Below are 20,742 nucleotides of genomic sequence, written 5' to 3'. Positions count from 1 at the left end.
GGTTTTATCTATTGAACATTCAGATAATATACTTTCTATCTTATCATTATCATCCTGTAAAATTAAAGAAGATAAAAACCTATTCCCATGATCAAATAAGCAGCAAACAGCGTTAACCCTTCAAACCAGTTCGATTCACCATCATTGGAAACATTAATAACTAAAAGTGCAGCAGTAACCATCGCGACAAGCTCCGGCCAAGTGAAAACGAGCGCCATCGACTGTGGCATGAATAAAGAAATAAGCACAAGTATCGGTGCTACAAACATAGCCACTTGTAATGTAGAACCAACTGCAATTTCAACCGACACATCCATTTTATTTTTGACAGCCATCGTAATAGCGGAAACATGCTCAGCAGCATTCCCTACAATTGCTACAATAATGACACCTATAAACAACTCGCTCCAACCAAACTTGGCCCCAAGCATTTCAAATGTATGCACTAATTGCTCTGAAACGAAAGCGACTACTACCGTCGCCAACAAAAGGATCAGAATAGATTTTCCTTTTGTCCATTCCGGCACTTCTTTTTCAGCTTCCGCTTCTAGTTCATCTGTAGACGAGAATACACCTCGATGCGTGACAAGCTTGAAAAATAATCCCGCAAGATATAAAGCAATTAATATGATGGCAATCCCAATACTTAAGCTCAACGTCTTCTCTGTATTCATGGTCATTGAAAAAACTTCTGGAATAACAAACGCTACAATAACGGCAAAAATAAGCAACCCTGAATTGTATCTCGCGCTGTGAACACTGAATTTTTGGCGCTTAAATTTTATACCCCCAGCAAAGAAAGACAATCCAAGTACAAGTAACAAGTTACCGAGAACTGACCCAGTTAGCGACGCTAAAACGATCCCAACCATCCCAGCTTTTAATGTGAATATCGAAATAATAAGCTCAACCGCATTACCAAAAGTCGCATTCAACAAGCCTCCGACTCTAGGACCACTTACGATTGCCAAACTTTCCGTTGCCCTTCCAATGTATCCGGAAAGTCCAATAATACTCACACAACAAAGAAAAAACATAATCATGGCAGACCAATTCAAAAATGCTCCTAGAAGCACGAAAGGAACTCCTACAAAGACAACAATAGCAAATATTTTATTCACTAATAAACACCTCTTCAACTTAATACACTTTAAACATATCTTTCCCTTATTCAACAAGAAGAAACCCTTTTTCTTTCCCTTACATAACTTATAGATAGATGAAAAGGAGGAATGATAACCGATGATTAATTTGGAACCTATCAATATCGAAGGACACATATTTTTATCGATTTCTGTCGAGTTACCAAAAACAAATTTACTTGTCGTATCGAACGACAATGGGTATATCATGTGTGGGGCACTGGATGTTGCATTGTTAAATGAGAAACTAAAAGACCGGAAAGTGCTGGCTGGAAGAGCTGTAGGCGTGAAAACAATCGAACAACTTCTTAATGCACCTCTGGAATCCATCACTTTCGAAGCAGAAGAACGTGGAATCACCAAGGGAATGATTGGTAAAGAAGCACTTTTGAAAATGATCTAATAGAAAACCGACGAGCTAGCCATCTTTGTATGGCTAGCTCTTTTTTGCCCCTGTGCAACAAACAATTTAGAATTGTTTGTTGCACAGGGACAAAAAGTTGACATTCACCAAAAGAAGGAGTAAATTAATAAAGCATAATAAACTGTTCATAAATGAACTATCCTAAAAAGAACGGAGTGATAACAGTGCATTGTAACAATCACCCTGATAGTAGATCTTCAAAATTCTTGCATACTTTTTGGCGTGTAAATAGGAATATGATGCGGTTTATACATAAGACCGCGCTAGAAAATGAACTATCTATTCCACAGTATTCTGTTCTAATGACCATTGCGCCACGTAAAGAAATGACGCAAAAACAATTAGGAGAAGTATTACAAATACCTAAAAGTACTTTAAGCACGGCAGTGGATGGACTTGTACAAACCGAATGGCTCCATAGACAACCTGTTCCCGACAACCGAAGAGAAATGCAATTAATACTCAGTGAAAAAGGAAATAACTTGTTTGACAAAATAAGTCAACAAAAAGGAAGCATTCATCGAACAATCGAGTCCATTATGGACACAATTACCGAAAAACAATTTGATGAATTTCAAGCCACTCTGCTTCATATCGCTAGCTCTTTAGAAAATGAAACTATTTCAAAGGAGGATACCCAAAATGATTAAACTCCTGAAAAACTTAACTGTATATAAATGGATTATCCTCTCCATTTTAGGATTAGTTTTTATCCAATCGATGGCTGACCTATATTTGCCAACACTTATGGCTGATATCATCGATAAAGGTGTAGTAGTTGGAGATACTCCATATATTTGGAAAATTGGAGGATTAATGCTTTTAGTTGCTGCATTCGGGGCGGTCGCATCAATCGCTGCAAGCTTCTATTCATCCAAAGCTGCAATGGGCTTTGGTCGTGATATTCGTCGTAAAGTATTCAAACATGTAGAGCAATTTTCCCTTCAAGATTTTGATGAATTTGGTACTGCATCTCTTATTACAAGAACGACCAATGACATAACGCAAGTGCAACAAGTAACCATCATGATGTTGCGTATGGTGGTGAGTGCACCTATCATGTTTGTCGGCGGTATTATTATGGCCGTATCAAAAGACGCCAAACTATCACTTGTCATCGTACTTACAATGCCTGTTTTAGTTGGGGCTGTTTTATTAATCATGTATAAAGGTGTTCCGCTTTTCACAACAGTACAAACGAAATTGGACCAATTAAACCTTGTATTACGTGAAAATTTAACAGGAATTCGAGTTATCCGCGCTTTTAATCGTGAAAAACAAGAAAAGGTTAGACTTCAAAAAGCTAATAAAGACTTGACCGATGTTTCTATTAAAGTGAATAAAGTAATGGCCTTTTTAATGCCCGTCATGATGCTCGTTATGAACATTACCGTTGTATTAATCATTTGGTTTGGTGGAATCCGTATCGATGGTGGGTCGATGCAAATCGGTGATTTAATGGCATTTATCCAGTATGTAATGCAAATTATGTTCGCACTTGTAATGGCTTCCATGATGTTCATTATGGTACCTCGTGCGGCAGTATCTGCAAACCGTATCAATGAAGTACTGAATACAAAACCGACCTCTTTAAACGAAGGAACAAAATTAGCTAATAAAGAACGAGGTACACTTGAATTTGATCATGTATCTTTTAGCTACCCTGGTGCAGAAGAGTCTGCATTATCCAATATTACATTCCAAGCAAAGGCTGGGGAGATTACGGCAATTATCGGAGGAACCGGAGCTGGTAAATCAACACTTGTGAATTTGATACCGCGGTTTTATGATGTGACCAGTGGAACGATTCGTGTGAATGGCGTCGATATTCGCGAATCTTCCCAAGATGAAGTTCGCTCAAAAATTGGCTTCGTCCCTCAAAAAGCACTTCTCTTTTCTGGGACGATAAAAGAAAATATTCGTTTTGGGAAAGAGGATGCAACCAACGAAGAAATAGAGCATGCTGTTCGCATTGCGCAAGCGGAAGATTTTATAGTCAAAATGGATGAAGGATATGATTCCGTTATTTCACAAGGCGGTTCGAATGTATCTGGAGGACAGAAGCAACGTCTTTCTATTGCAAGGGCGCTCGTTCGAAAACCGGATATTTATATTTTTGATGATAGTTTTTCAGCTCTTGATTTCAAAACAGACGCAAGTTTACGTGAAGCACTAAAAGAAGAGACAAAAAATGCAACTACCGTCATTGTTGCACAACGGGTTAGTACCGTAGTCGATGCAGATCAAATTATCGTATTAGATAAAGGAGAAATAGCAGGAATTGGTACGCACAAAGAACTTTTAGAAAATAATGATGTATACAGAGAAATCGTTGAATCTCAGCTAGGAGAGGAGGAAATCGCATGAGTAAGCCAAAAAAATCGCAGTCCGGTGGCGGACATCCAGCAGGACCAGGCGGAGGAAACATGATGATGATGGGCGGACAAAAAGCGAAAAACTTTAAAGGTACTTTATGGCGCCTTCTTACTTACTTGAAACCTCGCAGCAATCAATTAATCGCCGTGTTTATCGCCGCTATATTAAGTACTATATTCGCTATTGTCGGACCTAAAATTATGGGGAACGCCATTACAGAACTATTCGAAGGTGCTTATGCCAAAATGACTGGTGTTCCTGGCGCAGCAATTGATTTTGATGCGGTTGGGAAACTTCTCCTTCTACTAGCAGCTTTGTATCTAATAAGCAGTTTGTTTACGTATATCCAGCAATATATTATGTCGAGCGTCGCACAAAAAACAGTGTATGATTTAAGAGAAGAGGTAAATGGGAAACTAGAAAAACTTCCACTTAAATACTATGACGGTCGACCTAATGGGGAAACGTTAAGCCGTGTGACGAATGACATCGATACGATCGGAAATACACTTCAACAAAGCTTAACACAATTTATTACATCGGTAGTGACCATTGTAGGTATTATTATCATGATGTTAACGATTAGCCCACTATTAACGTTAATATCTATTGTTAGTCTTCCGGTGTCGATGTTTGTCATTCAACCCATTTTGAAAAGATCGCAAAAACATTTTGCCGATCAACAACGAACACTTGGCGAATTAAATGGTCATATTGAAGAAATGTATACAGGCCATCAAGTAGTTAAAGTGTTTGGTCATGAGAAAAAAGCGGTCGCTGAATTCGATGAAGTAAATGAACAATTATATGATGCCGGTCGCAGAGCACAATTTATATCAGGGATTATTATGCCGATGATGTCTTTTATCGGGAATTTAAGCTATGTAGTGATTAGTGTTGTTGGTGGGATATTAGTTACCCAACGCGCCATTTCAATCGGTGACATTCAAGCTTTTATTACGTACACTCGTCAGTTCACACAGCCAGTTATGCAAACAGCAAATATCGCTAATATAATCCAATCGACTATTGCAGCTGCTGAACGGGTTTTTGAATTACTGGACGAAGAGGAAGAAGAAAAAGAAGTGACAACAGAAAGTTTATCCAAAGCAGCAGGTGCAGTTACATTTGAACATGTAGACTTTGGATACGGAGATGAACTTTTAATCGAGGATATGAATATTGACGTGTTACCAGGTCAAACGGTAGCAATAGTAGGACCTACTGGTGCTGGTAAAACAACCTTAATCAATTTATTGATGCGATTTTATGAATTAAACAATGGGAAAATCACCATCGATGGACATGATACTAGAAAAATGTCACGAACAGATCTCCGCACAACATTTGGTATGGTACTTCAAGATACATGGCTCTTTAATGGATCCATTAAAGATAATATCACATTCGGAAAAGACGAAGCGACAGACGAAGAGATATTCGCAGCGGCTAAAACAGCGCGTGCCGATCATTTTATTCGTACTTTGCCAGATGGTTACGAGACGATTTTAAATGAAGAAGCATCTAATATTTCGCAAGGACAAAAACAACTTATAACAATCGCTCGTGCTGTTCTTGCAAATCCACCTATTATGATTTTAGATGAAGCGACATCCAGTGTAGACACACGGACCGAGCTACTGATCCAACAGGCCATGAATCGCTTAATGGAAGGAAGAACTAGCTTTGTAATTGCCCATCGACTTTCTACTATTAGAGATGCAGATTTAATATTGGTGATGAATCAAGGTAAGGTAATTGAACAAGGATCACATGAGGAGCTTATTAAAGAAAACGGCTTCTACGCCGACCTATATAACAGTCAATTCTCCACTAAAAAAGCAATTTAACATTTGAAAGAGAGTCAGATTCTTGACTCTCTTTTTTAAATCTCAAAATACTTAGTCATAATCTTTCTTTCCTATTTATATACTTAAACATGAAGTTAGTTTGGAGGGAACATTTTGAATAAGGTAGATTTCAAAAAAGCTTTTGATATTGGATATCCAGAAATGATATTTGCTGCAAATAATGATGAAACTTTCATTCGCATAAAAAATAACTACTCTGTTCCATCTTCCAAAATATCCTCCACCATTGTCCATATTAATGGAAAACTATTTAAAGAAAATAAGTTTTGGCTCTTCTTCACTGAACTAGTAGAAGTAAGTTCAGATGTTAGCCAAGATGTTCAAATTGAATTAGATAAATTTGAAGTAGATTCAGAAGACTTCGAAGAAGCCTTCATTCAACACTTGAAAGATGAAATATCGGATAAATTAGCAGAAAATGAAATCCGTACGGTTCTTAAAGAAATGGAAGTACTTTAACCAATCTACAGCATTGCCGCAGCTATTAATCTATACGAATTAAACCGATCTTTCGCAGAATAGGTGATCGTATTTAACATGATTTCAGTCGCTTTATAGTAAGCTTGCATTTCCATCAGCTTCTTTTTCACATCTGTGGGACTACCAATAATAAATTTCTTTTTCATATTTTCCAATGTTTCTTTCTCTACATTGTTTAATATATACTGTTGTGCATCTTTAATAGAAGGAACTCCTTCCTTTCCCTCCCCTTTTGCCTTTTGTATGGACCATACAAGCGCACTGTTCGCTACCTCATTCGCCTTCTCAGTCGTTTCCGCACAAATAACCGAAACTGTTACAATTACTTCGGGTTTTTGTCCTTGTTTTCCAGGCTTAAAAGCATCCAAATATGCTTGAATAATAGCCGCCCCATCCACCTCACTCATAAATTGACCGAATGCATAAGAAAGTCCATTTTGCGCAGCAAGCAAAGCACTCTTTTTTCCTGTTCCTAGAAGCCATGGCGCTGGCAATACATCTGGAACTGGGGCAGCAGAAACTTTCGAAAACTCATGATCATTAGGGAAATCCCCATTTAGAAAATGAAGAAATTCTTTCACCAAACTAGGCATCTTATATACGTTTTGCAAGAAATTATCCGACAATGCATTCGTAGCTTCCGCAGATCCACCCGGGGCTCGTCCTAGCCCCACATCCACACGATCAGGAAATAAAGTAGCGAGTGTGTTATAAACTTCTGCCACTTTGAATGGTTTATAGTGAGGCAACAATACAGCTCCTGAGCCAATACGGATTGTATTAGTATTCGCCCCAATGTACGCTAGCATCACTTCGGGAGCTGAACTGGCGAGTCCCGCTAAGTCGTGGTGTTCTGTAATCCAATAGCGAGTATAGCCTAACGATTCGCCAAGCTTTGCTAACTCCATCGACTCATTTAATGCCTCTTTCGCAGTTTGATTGAAGGAAATCGGGGATTGATCCAATATACTTAACTTCATCTCTTCTTACCTCCCTCCTTAACTTTGCACTTCCAATAGACTCAGCTTATACTCTCCAACTTGCCCTTTTTCGTATAAATTTGTGATCGAAGTGGAATATTGATGAATGGTCCCTTTAAATGCTAAACCTTGCGCTGGTACTTTCACGTCGAACATGCCTTTATACAACAATGTCGCAATATCATGATATTCTTCACTTGTCACATAAAAATCAACATAAATTAGGTGTAAATCATTTACTTTTTCTTTTTTATAATGATTCACTTTAATGATTTTATTATCGAGCTCTATTTCTTTTACATTTGAAATTTCTACGTCTTTGCTCATGCAAAAACACCTCCGATCTTAGTACTTTTCTTAGTGTACCATTATCGAAAGTGCTTTATATTGTTTCACAACTTAATGTATGTTGTTTAATTTCTCCTTGTCCTGTTTCAATTGTTCCTGAAGCATATTAATTGGCCCCAAATCTCCTCTACTTTCAAGAGCCATGGTGACGGAACGATCCGCACGTTCAATCATGTTTTTTGCATTTTGAATGGATTGTTCAGAGGGATTTGTAAGCGCCTGTCCTACGGCTAATGTAACATTGTCCACCGAATTGTGTAATTGGCCAATAACATTATCTTCTTTCCAACTCATTTGTGTGTGATCTTCCAATGTAAATTCCTCCTTCACTTTTCTTCGTAACCAATACGTCTTTACTATGGCAAAACCACGCCAGTATTATTCATTTTGAATTAAAAAGCTTCAATAATATCGATGATTTTGGGAACAATAAAATATGAAAGTTATTATGAAGATCAAGGAGGGTAAAATAATGTCTATACACGAACCTGGTCCAAATGATTCGGCTAAAAACGTTGAAAGATTGAAGAAAACTATTCGTAATAAAGAAGCGGCAGAAATGGCAATGGAATTTGCAGAAGGTGAAGAACTTACTGCTATTAAAAAGAAAAATGAACGCCGAGAAGAAAGTATCGATGGCTTACGTGCGGAAATACTTGCAGAAGCTAAATCACGTATAAACGGATATATTTGAATAAAATGAGCGCAGTAAGGTGCGCTCATTTTATTTTTGTATGAATCCTTCACACGAACGAAAGAACAAACGTAAACTAGGGGAAAAAGGAGTGGTCTCAGTATGCACTTTCACTCAAATGAATTTTCCTCTCGTCCCCATAATGCTGTTTATAAAATGCCATACTCTCAATATACCGCACCCGTTAGATACATTTTAAACAAATCATCTACTTATAACCAACACTATTATATAAGTAAAGCAGCTGTTGACTTCGAAAGCATGAACCGACTTCTTTGGCTGGAGCATGTTAATTGGACCAGAATGACCATTACAAGTATTGTATTCAATTTACCCGATCTACCATCTGTGCAAGAACGGCTTCTGCAAAACGCAACCGACTTAGGAAATTGTATTCGTCCTTTTTATGGCGATCAAATCGCAGACAGATACGCTGAACTCATAAAAGAACACTTAGTATTAGCAGCAGAATTAGTAACAGCGGCGGTAAAAGGTGATATGAAAAAAGCAGAGGAAAAAGAAAAAGAATGGTACCGTAATGCAGATGATATCGCAATCTTTTTAAGTAGTATTAACCCATACTTAAGAAAAGCAGAAGTACAAAAGATGTTCTACACGCATTTGGCATTAACAAAACAAGAAGCGGTATTAATGATTCAAAAAAATTACAAAGAGGATATTAAAGTATTTGACCAAATTGAAGCAGAAGTTTTGGAAATGTCCGATATGATTTCGCATGCAATCATCATGCAATTCCCTTATATGTTTTAACAAGAAAAAGAGCTTGGAACTGTTTCCAAGCTCTTTTTCTTTTTACATATCTGTCCATAAGATTGACAAATTATTGACGTTCGTTACAACTTTGTTAACAAATATCGAAATAAAATAGAAATCTAAATGAACGTTTTGTGAAGGCGACTTTTTGCCATTGTGTTTAGCGCAGCTTGTAAATATGATAGAGGCAACGGAATACGAATAACTTCGTACATGTTTATTACACTCAAATAATCGAAAGGGGTACAACTATGAAATTAAAAGTGAAATGGGCTTTACTTACGATGATTTTCACTATAGCCACTGTGCTAACTGGTTGTGAACCATTATTAGTTTTAGATCCAAAAGGTCCTCAAGCAAAAACGCAAGCTGATGATATTATGTTATCCATCTTGCTTATGTCAGGTATTGTAATTGCGGTACTTGCAATATTAGTATTCGTGTTAGTAAAATATCGTGCTTCCAACCAAAAGGAAGATTACGAGCCTCCTCATATTGAAGGAAGTCCACTTGTGGAAGCAATATGTATTGGTATTCCAATTATTATCGTCATTTTCCTTTCTTTCGTTTCGGTTAAAAGTAATTACGAGGTAGAGGCAACTCCAGCAGGGTATGAGGATACAAAACCGTTAGTTGTTTATGCTTCTTCTTCCAATTGGAAATGGCATTTCAGTTATCCGGAAGAGGATATTGAGACAGTTAATTACGTATATATACCAGCAGGTCGTGCCATTGAATTTAAACTATATTCGTATGGGCCTATTACAAGTTTTTGGATACCGCAACTAGGTGGTCAAAAATATGCGATGGCTGACATGGTCACAACTTTACACTTAGCAGCAGACAATCCAGGTGAATTCATGGGAAGAAACGCAAACTTCAGTGGTGCAGGATTTGCTGAAAATACATTTGAAGTTACAGCGATGTCTCAAACTGATTTTGACGAATGGGTAAAAGAAGTTCATGAAACAGCTAAACCTCTTACAGAAGAAAAGTTTGAAGAGTTAATAGAACCAGGGCATCTTGGACGTTCTACTTATACAGGAACACATTTAGAATTCGCACCAGCTCCTGAACATAACCATGGTTCCACTGAGCCTGGAGTAGATCACTCAGAACATGAACAACATGATTCTAACCATTCTGATGAAGAATCAGAGCATTCTCATCATTGATAAAATAATTTCAGTATCGTAACAAACAATAGATTTTCGAAAGGAGTTACAAAAGTATGGATTTCTTTGATCGTTTTGCAGTCCCACATCCAAGCTTTTTAATATACGCGTCCATGGTCGGTATCGGTCTAACAATGGTTGCAATCGTTTTAGGTATTACCTATTTTAAAAAATGGGGATACCTTTGGCGCGAATGGATTACAACAGTAGATCATAAACGAATTGGTATTATGTATTTACTAGTCGCTTTACTTATGCTATTCCGTGGAGGAGTAGACGCAATAATGATGCGTTATCAGCTTTCAATGCCTGATAACAAATTTCTAGAATCACAACATTATAATGAAGTTTTCACAACACATGGGGTTGTTATGATCCTATTTATGGCGATGCCTTTCATCACATTTTTCTTTAACTACCTTATTCCGTTGCAAATCGGAGCTCGTGATGTAGCATTCCCGCGCTTAAATGCACTAAGTTTTTGGTTATTCTTTATGGGTATGGGATTATTCAACATCTCATTCATCATAGGTGGATCACCTGATGCAGGTTGGACTTCTTATTTCCCACTTGCGAACAATGAATTCAGTCCATCTGTAGGGACCAATTATTATATGATCGCTATTCAAATAGCAGGTATGGGTACATTAATATCTGGTATTAACTTTATAACGACTATTCTTAAAATGAGAGCACCAGGTATGAAGTTAATGAAAATGCCTATGTTCACATGGTCTGCATTTATCGCAAACGTAATCGTTGTTTTTGCCTTCCCTGTATTAACAGTACTTCTTGCAATGGGGACTATGGATCGATTATTTGGAACAAACTTCTTTACAACTGGCAATGGCGGTATGGATATGCTTTGGGCTAACTTGTTCTGGGTTTGGGGACATCCTGAAGTATATATCTTAATCTTGCCGGCATTCGGTCTTTATAGTGAAATAATCTCTACCTTTGCACGCCGTAATCTTTATGGTTATAAGTCAATGGTTTTCTCGATGGTAATCATTTCAGTATTTTCATTTTTAGTATGGACTCACCACTTCTTTACAATGGGTCAAGGTCCATTAACAAATAGTATTTTCTCGATCACAACAATGGCGATAGCTATTCCGACCGGAGTTAAAATATTTAACTGGTTATTCACGCTTTGGAAAGGGAAAATTGTATTTACGACGCCAATGTTATACTCCATGCTCTTTATTCCACTGTTTACATTAGGCGGAGTTACTGGAGTTATGCTTGCGATGTCAGCTGCTGATTACCAATATCATAATACGATGTTCTTAGTTGCTCACTTCCATAACGTAATTATTCCAGGAGTAGTTTACGCTATGATTGCAGGTCTTACTTTCTATTGGCCAAAAATGTTTGGTTTCATGTTAAATGAGAGAATTGGTAAATGGACTGCATGGTTGATGTCAGTTGGGTTCGTTTTAGCCTTTATTCCAATGTATATTACTGGATTAGATGGGCAAGCACGCCGTATGTACACATACTCTGAATCTACTGGTTTTAGTATGTTAAACATGGTCGCATTTATCGGTGCAGGAATTATGGCAGTAAGTTTTGCTTTACTTGTCTACAATATTTACTATAGTATTCGTTATGCTTCAAGAGATATTAGTAGTGACCCATGGGATGCACGTTCACTTGAATGGGCTACTCATACTCCAGTACCAGAATATAACTTTGCTATTACACCACAAGTTGCATCCACACAAGGATTTTGGGATGCGAAGAAAAATGGACATGAATTATTTAAAGGTAAAATCGAAAAAATTCATATGCCAAATAACAGTGGTTGGCCATTTATCCTAGGCTGTATTTTCTTCGTCTTTGGATTTGCGATGGTATTTAGCATATGGCCACTTGCTATCATCACGTTAATCGGTATTTTAGTTTGCCTAGTTTATCGTTCGTTTGAGAAAGACCATGGTCGATATATCTCCGTTGAGGAAATTGAAGAAACTGAAGCAAAATTGCGAGGTGTAAAAAAATGAAGATAGATAACTCGCTTCCGCTTGAATATAGTACGGAAGAAAATAACTTGAAAATTTTAGGTTTTTGGATCTTCCTAGGTGCCGAAATAATGCTTTTCGCAACACTGTTCACTATGTATTTCACTTTAGAAAATCGTATTGGCCATGGACCATCTGGTGCAGAAATCTTTGAAATTACACCAGTATTAGTTGAAACAATTTTACTTTTAACAAGTAGTTTTGTTATCGGACTTGGGATTCATGCTATGCGTTTAGGTAACAAAAAGGCAATGATGGTCTTCTTTTCAATCACCCTACTACTTGGTGCTGGATTTTTAGGCTTTGAAATATTTGAATTCATTCACTATGTTCATGTAGGTGCAGCACTACAAACTAGTGCATTCACTGCCGCTCTGTTAACTACATTAGGAACACATGGATTGCACGTAACATTTGGTTTGTTTTGGGGATTAGCTATCCTTATTCAAGTTAAAAAGCGTGGATTAACTCCTGAGACAACAAATAAATCTTTCATCTTTTCGCTTTATTGGCATTTCTTAGATGTAATCTGGATCTTCATCTTTAGCTTCATCTACTTGAAAGGAATGATGTAACATGAAAGAATTATTCCCTGTAAAACAAGTAATGGGCTTTGTCTTTTCGTTGGTCCTTACAGTAGTGGCACTAATGGTTTACTTTACGGATATGTCATTTACTATTGGGATGACAATTCTTCTAGTAACTGCATTTATACAAGCTGGTCTTCAACTAGTTGTATTCATGCATGCTGGTGAGACTAATGACAAAAAATCCATTTATACAAACGTATATTACGGTTTAATCATTGCGCTTGTCACCATTTTTGGAACACTATTAATACTAGTTTGGGATATGTAAATAAGCATTTTAAAGAGAGCGTCTTTTTAGGCGCTCTCTTTTTTACATTTTCTAGAGTTCGCAATCATTTCTTCAGATGCTACTAAAAACATACCTATTAGGAAAGTAAAAACAGCCCCCATTACTGTTCCAATACCGATTCCCATCATTGTACTGTATTCGCTTACAAAAATACCGTATAAGAAAATGGCAATTCCAATAGCAAGCACTGTTGCTCCTACGTATTTTGTAGCATGAAACATTTTCACGTTTGATTCCATTTCACTCATCCTCTCTTTATATATATTATTCATCTTGTTCACAATATTGTCAAACAAATTTTGTTTTTTAGCCACATTTTTTTCTTGACACATGTAAGGAAGCGTTTGTTTTCTTTCGTAATATAGGGAAAGTTTGTCGTAGTGAGTTGCATGAAGTGTCCGCAGGGATTTTCGCAGCAGGGCGGACGCTTTCCGTGGGGTGAGTGATGAGCCTTCACCGCCGCGCCTACGCGCGTACGTTGTGAAGTCTCATCTTACTCAAACAGAGGAACAAAGGCTAAGAACGCCACATCGTGTGGCAACGCCTTTGTGACCAACATCCTGTTGGCCTCCTTCGGAGTCGCCGCCCTGCTGCGAAAATCCATTGGAGATTGCTTACTTACCAATGTCCGAAATAAAAATAAGTGATTGAACGAGACAATATACACTGTGAACACAACAAAATAGTCGTGCAGATGCCGGTTAGACAAGTTCAGCGGAATTTTATACATATTATTCCTATAATATGTATAAATCTTGGTCGTCTCAATCCTAGCAAACTTGTTATTGTAACAAATTAGTTGCTTTCATCGACATTTTAGTTGCTCTCATGCTAATTCTAGTTGCTTTCGTACTAAAATTAGTTGCTTTCAATAGCTTTTTGAGTGCCCTTAGCCATTCTTTGGAATTTTGCACGAAGGTTTGAGAATCTTCGTGCAAGAGCGTTAGCGACGTAGTGGCTCGTCGCTCGTCCGGCGGCGGTATAGCGGTCTCCTAATTAAACTCACTACAACACATTTTCCCTATATTGCATATGAAAAAGAACTGCTTCTCTGCCAAATGACTTTGTAGCAGTTCTTCTTTCAACTCACTCCGACTCTATATTTTCTCCAAAAATAATGACACTTTGTCGTTCAGTTATAAATTCTCGTCCATTCCATCTCAACATATTTTGCACATATCCTAAGACTTCCGCCTGGTATCTTCCTGCTATTTCTTGCAGCGCAACTAGTCCATACACATCGTCTCCTGCATAGTCAATTGGATATAGCCCACTAATTGGTTCTACCCAACTTTCAATCGGCTCTTTCAAAGCTCCATTTTCATCATAGATTTCCGTTAAATATTCTTTCCCTTTATACATTAAATCTAGCGTATATTTCTTTTTGGGATCAGAGCTGACTATTGTCACCTTAAATTGATCTTGATAGTTGATTTTATAATCCGTCGTATCATTATATTCTTCCGAATCAAAAATTTGTCGCATTTCCCCTTCTAAAAAAGAAAACAAATATGCCTTTATCGTGCTTTCATTTTCGCCTGTATCTATCAAAACTAAAATGTCATCCAGTTGATTACCAGTAAAATCTCCAAGGAATAAGCGCGGATTATATCCAACAGTTTCTTTTAAATAAAATCCTTCATACAAATCTACTTTCTTATTTAAAATATTTAAGGTAATATCTTCCCAGTAAGAACTTTTCTCCGTCATACTTCCTGTTAAGTAAACAGTTTCCCTAAAACTATCGCCGGTAATATCTCCTCTTTTTTTATCGATTACCGTTTGACCGTTCGTTCTAGCATGCGTTAAACGACTTAATACTTGCTGTTTTTTATCTAATAACTGTTCCTTCGATGGGTAGGGTGAACGGAACGATAGCGCTTTATCAATGGAAGTCAGATTCTGCTCCAAGTTTCCTGCTTTCCTTTGAGCGTCGGATAAGTAATACCAGTAATAGGAAAAGTCATTTGTTTGCAATAATTTTTCATAGTAAGCTGCCACTTTTTTAAAATAATATGGATACACATCTTTTGCTCGTACTAGTTCCCCTTCACTAAAACGGTAAACGTCCACTTTATAAGCATCTCCGGTATCATGTACCCATATAGCAAGTTCGTACTGACCATCTTTTCCGTAGTAATCAGGCATATCTTCTACTTCCAATTTACTGTAAATAACATTATTTGTAGGTAACCTTATAATTCCACCGTTTGTCCATTGTAACAAGTCTAGTTGCGACTGCATGTTGTCTATCCGCCAACCGATAATTAATGTATTCACCCAGTTTTCCGTAATTGGTGCTACTCTTAAGTCAGAAATACCGTTTCCTTTTCCATCAATATGTTTTAAAGGTAACCACTGATTATCATGTTTTTTTAACAATATAATATAGTTCTGTTGTTCATACCTATATGCACCAATTAATTCATCCATTTGATCCCCATCAATATCTGCAAGCAATATAGCCGCTCTCTTTTGGGGTTGTTGTAATTCTAGAATGGTTGCCCCAAGCGGCAAAAAGTTCTGTAGCGTATTTATATAATCGCCCATTGTACCCCCCATTTACATTCATTATTAATATCATATGCGGGTAAACGTACGTTTTAATCATATTTTGTAAAGTTTCTGTTAGATGCTCATTTCATACAAAAAAAGATGCCAAAGAGAAATATTCTCTTTAGCATCTAGTTCATCTCACTTTAAAATGATTCTAAAGTTTTTTCTACTGGTAACTCTTCGGATGTTTCAGGTGTTTCTTCGACTGATGGTTGTTCAGATGGTGCCGGTACATTGATGTACAGTTTACCTGCCGCTTTTTGGCGTGTCTCGTTATTAAAGCTGTCTACAACTTTAACTTCAAGAACTGCACCATTCGCTACAGTTTCTGCTGGCACCGTCCAATAGCCAACATAATGTCCGTCTCCTTGTTCCATCATTGGTAATTCAGTCGCATTTTGAACTTGACCGCCTAAATTCGTTAGTGGCATATGGATGACAAATGTTGCTTTCATTCCAGGTGCACTATCAAATTCAATCTTCACACTTTTACCTGTAGCTAAATATAAGTCTTCAACTGGTAATAAGTTTTCAATGGCAGGTGCGTCGTATTGTGCTGTTACCGTAATTTTTTGAGTTACACTATTATTTGCTTTATCTTTAGCGACTACTTTAATTTCATTGGCGCCATTCTCTAGAAGAACTCGTTTAGAATACTTGCCATTAACTACAGATGCATTTTGCCCATTAACTTTAACAGTGTCAAGGTTTGCATCTTCAATAGTTCCTTCTACAGTTACTGACTCACGATTTGTTTTCTCCCCATCTTTCGGGCTATCGATTGTAAGTTTAGGTTTCAATGTATCTAGAATAACGGAAACCGGAGTAGATTCACCTGTTACGCGTCCATCAAGATTAGAAACTGCTGTAAATTCATTTATACCTTCTGTTAATTCGGCTGGAATTGCAAATTTGCCATCTTCTCCTACGACAACTGAACTTGCAACTTCACCATTTTGTTTTAACTCAATAGTAGTTGTCGGTGATGCAGTTCCTTCTACCGTAATCGATTTTTCGTTTGTCACAGTATCAGCTACCGGTGCAGTTATAATTGGACCATTTACTTCATAGCTGACACGAGCACGAATCATGTAGTTCCCTTCAGCGGTTGGTGATGGTGACCATGCGCCAGAAACTCCTTGGTAGCTTCTGCCTGCATTCGTTCCATTCTCATCTGTCGCAAGACCTGGAGTATTTGGATTTGCGAATGTTTGGCGATATACCATAAAGAAGTCACCATTCACAATAATATTGTGCTCGGTTAAATCTACAACCGTCCAGTCACCATTACGTTTAGCTGTTGCATCAATTGGACCAGCAAGCATTTTACCTGGAGCCCCATCAGCACCTGTTGCATCCCATACTTCTACAGCAAATGCAGTTCCACCAGGTACCGGCCATTCAGTATCCCAGAAACGGAATACCCCGTCTGTTACGATACCGTTTTCTTTTCCTTCTGGTAGAGACATTTTCACTGCCCAAGCATTACCAGCTGCGTTGAAAGCACGTGCATTTTCAGCACTACCGTCGTCGTAGCCAATTTCGCCACCTGGGTATGTGTAGAACGGCTCAAGTGCAATGTTTTGAGTGATTGCTTCTGAACCAATCGTAATATTTACTTCTTGACTGTGATAACCACGTGCGATTACTTTTAATGTGTAATCGCCTTCATAAGCTGTAAGTGAATAATTACCAGCAGCATCTGTTGCTACCGGTGTGATATTCGCATCTTCTACGAGTAATAGAGTTGCCCCAGATACACCTTCACCTGTCGCTTGATCCGTAATCGTACCGCTTACTATATTTTGTGCAACTTCATCTAAAGTGAAGTTTGCTGTTGCTGTTCCATCTGCTTCAATGGAAACTGACTGTTCTTCAGAAGTAAATCCATATGCTTCCGCCTTCACCGTGAATGTTCCTGCACCATGCGTCAGTGAATAAGAACCGTCAGCTGGGTTTGTATAAACCGAACGTCCCGATTCCAGTACACTTACTTGAGCACCTAATGGTAATAGTGTAGGATTTACAACTTTTTCTACCACTGGTGGTGCTTCTTTAATTGGTAATACAGGTCGGATTGTCGTTGGATCAATATCTTCTTTTTTAGCTAGTTTATCTTGGCCATCTCCGATAATCAATTTGTTAATTGCCTTATTATTGTTAACGCTATTTATTTTATTTATATTGTTATCTATTCCTTTAGCCACTTTGCCGGTTTGTGCAACATCAGCAAGTACAACATCATCGATATACCATCCTTCTCTTACAACGCTTCCATCAGAAAAGGCATTAAAACCGATATAGATGCGCTCTCCAGCATAAGCTGACAAGTCTACTTCTGCATCGATCCAACCATTTGATGCACCTTGAACCATCAGTAATTGTGTCCACTCTACTTGATCGGTTGAAACAAAGACATGACCATAATCCCAAGCTCTTCCGGTTGAAGATTCCTCAAAGTTATGCCATTGTTTGAACTGTAAATAAGAGTTCCCTTCTGGCAAATCAACTGGAGGCATCACTAATGTAGCGTTCATTCTACTATCATAATTGCCCGCCAAGTTTGTAGCATACACCTTTTCACCAGATGCCGCATTTCCAGGTCCTGATGTTGGTGCCCCCCATTCCCAGCTGTTAGCATCCCCAAAAGAATACCAGCCAACAGGTTGTCCTTCAAAGTCTTCAGAATAACCAACTGTAATTCCCGGCTTCACTGCTACAACATATTCTTCACTGCTCACTTCATTATTTCCGAAATCATTGATAGTCCATTTGTAAGTAAATGCGTCACCCGTAATAATGTCACCTGGAATTACGACGCCATACTCTCCGGATTTATAATCACCAGATTTATGTCCGGCTTCGATTGCATGCCAAGTACCATTTGCATCTTTATAGTTTAATACAACTGATGAAACACTGATATTATCACTAACTGCAACCGTCAAATCTAAATCCATTCCAGCATACGTTTCTCTAGGCGCTGAATGTTCGAATACTGGTGCTTCGTTATCGTCACCTTGTTGCGTTACTTGACCTTTTAGTGTCCCAAGTCCAGTAGCGATGGAAGATACAGCTTCATAAGCATCGACTAAGCCATATCCATAGCCATGATTAGGAGTCGTTGGATATTGTGTGTCAGTCAATGGGTTTGCTGTATTAAGAAGAATTTCTTCCATTTCATCAACTGTCAAGTTAGCGTTCACTTGGCGAAGAAGTGCCGCTACTCCCGAAACAGCAGGACCTGCCATAGATGTACCGTTCCAGCCACCTTCATAATTACCGCCCGGTACGGATGAACGAATGTTCACACCAGGTGCGGAGATATCCGGTTTAATCTCTGCATATGGAGAAGGACCACGAAGAGAGAAACCGCCTACTTTGTTATTGATATCAGTTGCACCAGTTGCAAATGACTCAGGGTAATTTGCTGGTGCCGCAACAGATCCTGCTCCCCCTGGGTTTGTAAGCGTTGTGTTTCCTGCCGAGAACTCAGGGAAAATTTCTGCAGCACGCCAGTTAGTGACAACTTCACGGTACCACTCATCAAGACCAGGACCGCCACCCCAAGAGTTATTTACAACATCCGGAGCCATGTCAACACGCGCATTTCCGTTCGCGTCGGTCGGTGCTAAAATCCATTGTGCCGCTTCTAATAAGTCAGTGTCTGTTCCACCGTTTGCAGTGAATGCTTTTACCGCAATATATTTAGCACCAGGAGCAACACCAATTTGATTCGTATCATTTGGTTCGCTACCAACCATTGTTCCTGTTACATGCGTTCCGTGATCAATATCATCATACGGGGTAGCCCGTCCAGCTGTTGTCGCATCGAACCAGTTAAAATCGTGGGAAACTTGTCCAGTCGATTTATTGTAGCCTCGATATTTTTCTTTTAAAGCTGGGTGATCCCACTGAACACCAGTATCAATGCTTGCTACAACTGTTCCCGCTCCGTCAACGCCCATTGCCCAGACATCTGGTGCTTTAACACGCTCCACATTCCACTCAATGTTTGCTGTTTCTGCTTTAGGAACAACGGCATTTTCTGTTTTTGTCGTAAATAATTGACGGGTTTCATTCGGTAAAACCTTTTCAACCTCAGGGAATGTAGCAATTTTTTCAGCAACTTCTTTCGTAGCGGTTACCGCCATTCCATTAACAATGTAATACGAAGTTATATCTTTAGCATTCCCTTTTGCTGCTTCCTGATCTAAGAATTGTTTTACTGATTGTTGTGATTCAAGAGAAGTCGTCTTTAATTCGGATACAACAGCAGACCGCTGAATGAGCTTCGTATTATGCGCAGATAAATTTGCATCGGCCGCACTTTTGCGAGCTTCAACCGCTATTGCTTCTACATCCGTTTTTTCTTTGAATTTGATAAGGAATGTTACCTTTTCATCTTCTTTGAAATTTTCCAGTAGTCGACTACTCAACTTTTCTGTCACAGAAATTGTTTGTGAGCTAGCTTCTCTGAAAGATTGGTGAAGCTTGTTCGTTGTTTCTGCACTAACAACATTGGGTGCAACTAGTGTAAACGTCATTAGTAAACTTGCAGCAATACTTAGTGCTTTGTTTGAACTACTTTTCCTCCCCATTTTCTTTCCTCCTTTGAATTTTCCAACGATTTTAGTACCTAGCGAAAATCTGATAGCCTTTTTGATACTCTAAAAAAGACCATACAAAAACACCTTCGCCTCCTTTCCCAAATAATCATTTAGGTAAACAGAATCAATGGTGTCATCCGTGGATCTCTAGTTGTTATTACCACTATAGATGAAATGAACTGCAGTTTTTGTCTAATTCAGTCGAAAAATATAAGAATATTCTAAATTAATAGTTATTTACTATTCCTATCATTTTTCGAGTTAGGTAAAAAGTCGTTCTAATTCCAAAAACAGAGTTAGTAAAAAGAACACAAAATACTGGTATTACTCATTTCGTAAATAAATACAGTTTTACATACAGCGAGTTATAATTTGTTACTTTTTTGAAAAATAATGAATTAATCCTATT

18 protein-coding genes are annotated in these 20,742 nt (G+C 38.2%); 11 read left to right on the top strand and 7 right to left on the bottom strand.

The window, feature by feature from the left end:
- Positions 1–62: 62 nt before the first annotated feature.
- Positions 63–1,121, bottom strand: coding sequence for a calcium/proton exchanger (gene cax, locus ACIQ38_RS00260; RefSeq protein WP_402816663.1), 1,059 nt, complete (start codon positions 1,119–1,121; stop codon positions 63–65).
- A 121-nt stretch (positions 1,122–1,242) separates the two neighbouring features.
- Between cax and ACIQ38_RS00255 the strand changes: the two genes are divergently transcribed.
- The 5 genes from ACIQ38_RS00255 (at position 1,243) to ACIQ38_RS00235 (ending at position 6,272) form a co-directional block, all read left to right on the top strand.
- Positions 1,243–1,545 (top strand): YunC family protein, encoded by a 303-nt coding sequence (locus ACIQ38_RS00255; protein ID WP_402816661.1) that lies wholly within the window; start codon positions 1,243–1,245, stop codon positions 1,543–1,545.
- Positions 1,546–1,805: 260 nt separating this feature from the next.
- Complete coding sequence (locus ACIQ38_RS00250; protein ID WP_402816659.1) at positions 1,806–2,216, top strand: MarR family winged helix-turn-helix transcriptional regulator; 411 nt, start codon at positions 1,806–1,808, stop codon at positions 2,214–2,216.
- On the top strand, positions 2,209–3,933 hold the full coding sequence (locus tag ACIQ38_RS00245; protein ID WP_402816657.1) for an ABC transporter ATP-binding protein: 1,725 nt from the start codon (positions 2,209–2,211) through the stop codon (positions 3,931–3,933). The genes ACIQ38_RS00250 and ACIQ38_RS00245 overlap by 8 nt, the downstream gene beginning before the upstream one ends.
- Positions 3,930–5,792 carry an ABC transporter ATP-binding protein gene (locus ACIQ38_RS00240; protein WP_402816655.1) on the top strand — a complete coding sequence of 621 codons (1,863 nt, stop codon included), beginning with the start codon at positions 3,930–3,932 and terminating at the stop codon, positions 5,790–5,792. Before ACIQ38_RS00245 ends, ACIQ38_RS00240 begins: the two co-directional genes overlap by 4 nt.
- A gap of 114 nt (positions 5,793–5,906) precedes the next feature.
- The gene (locus ACIQ38_RS00235; RefSeq protein ID WP_402816653.1) at positions 5,907–6,272 is read left to right on the top strand and encodes a hypothetical protein; all 366 of its coding nucleotides are present in this window, start codon (positions 5,907–5,909) and stop codon (positions 6,270–6,272) included.
- Between the two features lie 5 nt (positions 6,273–6,277).
- Here the strand turns inward: ACIQ38_RS00235 and ACIQ38_RS00230 are convergent, their stop codons facing one another.
- From ACIQ38_RS00230 to ACIQ38_RS00220, 3 genes are all read right to left on the bottom strand, one after another.
- On the bottom strand, positions 6,278–7,273 hold the full coding sequence (locus ACIQ38_RS00230; RefSeq protein WP_402816651.1) for an LLM class flavin-dependent oxidoreductase: 996 nt from the start codon (positions 7,271–7,273) through the stop codon (positions 6,278–6,280).
- Positions 7,274–7,291: 18 nt separating this feature from the next.
- On the bottom strand, positions 7,292–7,600 hold the full coding sequence (locus tag ACIQ38_RS00225) for a DUF3219 family protein (RefSeq protein ID WP_402816649.1): 309 nt from the start codon (positions 7,598–7,600) through the stop codon (positions 7,292–7,294).
- A gap of 72 nt (positions 7,601–7,672) precedes the next feature.
- On the bottom strand, positions 7,673–7,933 hold the full coding sequence (locus tag ACIQ38_RS00220) for a hypothetical protein (protein WP_402816647.1): 261 nt from the start codon (positions 7,931–7,933) through the stop codon (positions 7,673–7,675).
- A gap of 160 nt (positions 7,934–8,093) precedes the next feature.
- Between ACIQ38_RS00220 and ACIQ38_RS00215 the strand changes: the two genes are divergently transcribed.
- The 6 genes from ACIQ38_RS00215 (at position 8,094) to qoxD (ending at position 13,146) form a co-directional block, all read left to right on the top strand.
- Positions 8,094–8,315: a small, acid-soluble spore protein tlp gene (locus tag ACIQ38_RS00215; RefSeq protein WP_402816646.1), complete on the top strand. Its 222-nt coding sequence runs from the start codon at positions 8,094–8,096 to the stop codon at positions 8,313–8,315.
- 102 nt (positions 8,316–8,417) lie between these two features.
- On the top strand, positions 8,418–9,086 hold the full coding sequence (locus ACIQ38_RS00210; protein ID WP_402816644.1) for a hypothetical protein: 669 nt from the start codon (positions 8,418–8,420) through the stop codon (positions 9,084–9,086).
- Between the two features lie 254 nt (positions 9,087–9,340).
- Positions 9,341–10,264 carry a cytochrome aa3 quinol oxidase subunit II gene (gene qoxA / locus ACIQ38_RS00205; RefSeq protein ID WP_402816642.1) on the top strand — a complete coding sequence of 308 codons (924 nt, stop codon included), beginning with the start codon at positions 9,341–9,343 and terminating at the stop codon, positions 10,262–10,264.
- 56 nt (positions 10,265–10,320) lie between these two features.
- Positions 10,321–12,270 carry a cytochrome aa3 quinol oxidase subunit I gene (gene qoxB, locus ACIQ38_RS00200; protein ID WP_402816640.1) on the top strand — a complete coding sequence of 650 codons (1,950 nt, stop codon included), beginning with the start codon at positions 10,321–10,323 and terminating at the stop codon, positions 12,268–12,270.
- A complete protein-coding gene (gene qoxC, locus ACIQ38_RS00195; RefSeq protein WP_402816638.1) occupies positions 12,267–12,863 on the top strand; it encodes a cytochrome aa3 quinol oxidase subunit III in 597 nt (198 codons plus the stop codon). Before qoxB ends, qoxC begins: the two co-directional genes overlap by 4 nt.
- Position 12,864: 1 nt before the next feature.
- Positions 12,865–13,146 carry a cytochrome aa3 quinol oxidase subunit IV gene (gene qoxD / locus ACIQ38_RS00190; protein ID WP_402816636.1) on the top strand — a complete coding sequence of 94 codons (282 nt, stop codon included), beginning with the start codon at positions 12,865–12,867 and terminating at the stop codon, positions 13,144–13,146.
- A 26-nt stretch (positions 13,147–13,172) separates the two neighbouring features.
- On the opposite strand, the gene ACIQ38_RS00185 is transcribed toward qoxD, so the two are convergent.
- The 3 genes from ACIQ38_RS00185 to ACIQ38_RS00175 form a co-directional block, all read right to left on the bottom strand.
- Positions 13,173–13,406, bottom strand: coding sequence for a hypothetical protein (locus ACIQ38_RS00185; protein ID WP_402816634.1), 234 nt, complete (start codon positions 13,404–13,406; stop codon positions 13,173–13,175).
- A gap of 847 nt (positions 13,407–14,253) precedes the next feature.
- A complete protein-coding gene (locus tag ACIQ38_RS00180) occupies positions 14,254–15,717 on the bottom strand; it encodes a hypothetical protein (protein ID WP_402816632.1) in 1,464 nt (487 codons plus the stop codon).
- Positions 15,718–15,866: 149 nt separating this feature from the next.
- Complete coding sequence (locus ACIQ38_RS00175) at positions 15,867–20,324, bottom strand: S8 family serine peptidase (RefSeq protein ID WP_402816630.1); 4,458 nt, start codon at positions 20,322–20,324, stop codon at positions 15,867–15,869.
- Positions 20,325–20,742 lie beyond the last annotated feature (418 nt).

The organism is Psychrobacillus sp. NPDC096389, assembly GCF_044762855.1.
GTDB lineage: Bacteria > Bacillota > Bacilli > Bacillales_A > Planococcaceae > Psychrobacillus.
Note: the sequence above shows the minus strand (reverse complement) of the source record. Positions and strands in the feature narration are given on the sequence as shown.

Bases quoted from the DNA above. Each gene is read 5' to 3' on its own strand.
- ACIQ38_RS00175 (WP_402816630.1), bottom strand. From the start codon at position 20,324: ATGGGGAGGAAAAGTAGTTCAAACAAAGCACTAAGTATTGCTGCAAGT.
- qoxA (WP_402816642.1), top strand. From the start codon at position 9,341: ATGAAATTAAAAGTGAAATGGGCTTTACTTACGATGATTTTCACTATA.
- qoxC (WP_402816638.1), top strand. From the start codon at position 12,267: ATGAAGATAGATAACTCGCTTCCGCTTGAATATAGTACGGAAGAAAAT.
- qoxB (WP_402816640.1), top strand. From the start codon at position 10,321: ATGGATTTCTTTGATCGTTTTGCAGTCCCACATCCAAGCTTTTTAATA.
- ACIQ38_RS00210 (WP_402816644.1), top strand. From the start codon at position 8,418: ATGCACTTTCACTCAAATGAATTTTCCTCTCGTCCCCATAATGCTGTT.
- qoxD (WP_402816636.1), top strand. From the start codon at position 12,865: ATGAAAGAATTATTCCCTGTAAAACAAGTAATGGGCTTTGTCTTTTCG.
- ACIQ38_RS00185 (WP_402816634.1), bottom strand. From the start codon at position 13,406: ATGGAATCAAACGTGAAAATGTTTCATGCTACAAAATACGTAGGAGCA.
- ACIQ38_RS00245 (WP_402816657.1), top strand. From the start codon at position 2,209: ATGATTAAACTCCTGAAAAACTTAACTGTATATAAATGGATTATCCTC.
- ACIQ38_RS00255 (WP_402816661.1), top strand. From the start codon at position 1,243: ATGATTAATTTGGAACCTATCAATATCGAAGGACACATATTTTTATCG.
- ACIQ38_RS00180 (WP_402816632.1), bottom strand. From the start codon at position 15,717: ATGGGCGATTATATAAATACGCTACAGAACTTTTTGCCGCTTGGGGCA.
- ACIQ38_RS00250 (WP_402816659.1), top strand. From the start codon at position 1,806: ATGCGGTTTATACATAAGACCGCGCTAGAAAATGAACTATCTATTCCA.
- ACIQ38_RS00215 (WP_402816646.1), top strand. From the start codon at position 8,094: ATGTCTATACACGAACCTGGTCCAAATGATTCGGCTAAAAACGTTGAA.
- ACIQ38_RS00240 (WP_402816655.1), top strand. From the start codon at position 3,930: ATGAGTAAGCCAAAAAAATCGCAGTCCGGTGGCGGACATCCAGCAGGA.
- ACIQ38_RS00225 (WP_402816649.1), bottom strand. From the start codon at position 7,600: ATGAGCAAAGACGTAGAAATTTCAAATGTAAAAGAAATAGAGCTCGAT.
- ACIQ38_RS00230 (WP_402816651.1), bottom strand. From the start codon at position 7,273: ATGAAGTTAAGTATATTGGATCAATCCCCGATTTCCTTCAATCAAACT.